Source organism: Streptomyces sp. NPDC127092 (assembly GCF_042722475.1).
Classification (GTDB): domain Bacteria; phylum Actinomycetota; class Actinomycetes; order Streptomycetales; family Streptomycetaceae; genus Streptomyces.
Genome location: NZ_JBHXFE010000374.1, coordinates 1 through 713, shown reverse-complemented (window position 1 = coordinate 713; position 713 = coordinate 1). Strand labels below are relative to the sequence as shown.

Sequence of the window (713 nt, the reverse complement as noted above, 5' to 3'; positions counted from 1 at the left end):
ACAAGGAACCGGCCCAGCAGGAGCAGGAGCACGCCCAGCGGCAGAGCCAGGCCCACGTAGCCGCGCGCCACTTCGAGACCTGCCGCATAGGCGAGGATCGCGACGGTGCCGAAGAGGTAGAGGGTGCCCTGCAGAACCCGCTTGTACTCCTCGCTGCCCACCCCCAGGATCCGGATGTCCCGGGAGCCCTGGATGGTCAGCGCGAGCACCCAGGCCGCGCTCAGCGCGAGGCTGATGACGCTGTAGTCGATGACTTCGGCGCCGGGGAGGGTGGTGCGCCGCGGTCCGCCGAAGCGGAGCTGGGCCGAGACGAAGGTGGCGAGCAGGACGGCGACCACGTCCACGATGAGGACGAGCAGCGGAAGGCCCCGCTCCCAAGGCCGGCCCAGGACACGGCCGCGGGCGGTCGAGCCCATGCGGAGCGCGGTCGACTCATCACCGGGACTCCCGATCACGCTCTGCTCCTCCGTCCTGACGTGGGGGGATGGTCCACGTCGTGGGGGTCGGGCATGGTGCTGTGCCCCAGCCCTCGATTATAGGGCGGAGACAGCAGCCGGCTGTGACACCTGCCGCATTCTCCTGTGAGCCCCCGCCGGTCAGTCCCCTTCGGCGAGTTCGGCAGCCTGCAGCCACTCCTCCTCCAGGACGTCCAGCTGCGCGTCGAGGTCCTTCAGGTCGGCGGAGGCCGCGGTGAGGGCGTCGAAGTCCTGCGC

The 713-nt window shown here is 70.4% G+C and carries 1 pseudogene; it reads right to left on the bottom strand.

Going from position 1 to position 713, the window contains the following annotated elements:
* A pseudogene (locus tag ACFWJO_RS40550) lies at positions 1-455 on the bottom strand (hypothetical protein); the annotation flags it as partial.
* Between the last annotated feature and the right edge of the window lie 258 nt (positions 456-713).